The sequence below is a fragment of the Sphingopyxis sp. H115 genome (assembly GCF_001468465.1).
Lineage (GTDB): Bacteria > Pseudomonadota > Alphaproteobacteria > Sphingomonadales > Sphingomonadaceae > Sphingopyxis.
In genome coordinates this window covers 1-854 of record NZ_LNSA01000062.1, presented here as the reverse complement: position 1 = coordinate 854, position 854 = coordinate 1, and the positions used below count along the sequence as shown (strand labels likewise).

Annotated in this window: 1 pseudogene; it reads left to right on the top strand. The window is 61.2% G+C overall.

The features are described 5' to 3' along the window. Positions 1-72 precede the first annotated feature (72 nt). Positions 73-854: pseudogene (locus ATE71_RS21925) on the top strand (IS5 family transposase).

Genomic DNA, 854 nt, shown 5'->3' with positions numbered 1-854 from the left:
TAGGCCGTGTTGACAAAAGGGATTCCCAAATCCTCCTCCTTCTGATTCAAGACTGCTTTTTGAGGATCAGTCATGGGTCGCGGGGATTTGTCGGATGCGGAGTGGGACCTGATTGGGCCGCTGCTGCCGCCTGAACGTGGTCGCTGGGCGCGGCCGTCGGGCGATAATCGTCGCTTTCTCAACGGCATGCTTCACGTGCTGCGGGTCGGCTGCCCTTGGCGCGACATGCACGAGCGCTACGGCAAGTGGAACTCGGTCTATGTCCGCTTCCGGCGCTGGGCCGAACAGGGTGTCTGGGATGCCCTGCTGCAAACGCTGGTCGATCTGGGTCTGACCGACGACTGGCAACATATGATCGACAGCACCAGCGTTCGCGGCCATGTTTCGGCAGCGGGCGGAAAAGGGGGGCTTGTGCGAACGCTCTTGGTCGATCACGCGGCGGCTTTACGAGCAAAATCCACGCCCGCTGCGACAATCAAGGACTGCCTGTCGGCTTCATCCTGACCGGCGGCGAGGCTTCTGATTACACCGCTGCCGAACCGCTGATGGCGATCCCCGTCGCCACACCCAAGGCGCTGCTCGCGGACAAGGGCTATGATGGTGATCGCTTCCGGGAAAGCCTGCTGACCCGGGGCATCCTGCCGATCATCCCGCCCCGCTCGAACCGCAAGGTGCCAGAGCATCCCGACTATCGCCGTTACAAGGACCGCAACCGCGTCGAGCGCATGTTCGGAAAGCTCAAACAGCAACGACGCATCGCCACTCGATATGACAAAACCCTTCTCTCGTTCGAGAGCTTCCTAAACCTCGCCGCCACGCGGCTATGGCTGAAGTCTTTTGTCAACGCGGCCTAG